General features: G+C 67.4%; 1 protein-coding gene. It reads left to right on the top strand.

The genetic code is table 11. The features are described from left to right. Positions 1-426, top strand: a 426-nt coding sequence (locus ACX6XY_RS30080; protein WP_460337794.1) for an adenosylhomocysteinase, incomplete at both ends; no start/stop codon positions are given.

Here is a 426-nt window from a genome sequence, read left to right on the forward strand (position 1 = left end):
GACCTGGCCGGACGCGCCCACCGGCGGCCCGAACATGATCCTGGACGACGGCGGCGACGCCACGCTCCTGGTCCACATGGGCGTCGAGTTCGAGAAGTCGGGACAGGTGCCCGAGCCAGCCGAGGACGAGGGCGAGGAGTTCCGGCTGATCCTGGCGCTCCTGAACCGTATGCAGAGCGAACAGCCCACCAAGTGGACCGATCTCGCCGCCGAGCTGCGCGGAGTCACCGAGGAGACCACGACGGGCGTGCACCGTCTGTACGAACTGGCCCGCACCGGACGCCTGTTGTGCCCGGCGATCAATGTGAACGACGCGGTGACGAAGTCGAAGTTCGACAACAAGTACGGTTGCCGTCACTCGCTGGTGGACGGCATCAACCGGGCCACGGACGTGCTGATCGGCGGCAAGACCGCCGTGGTCTGCGG

Source organism: Streptomyces sp. O3, assembly GCF_054788135.1.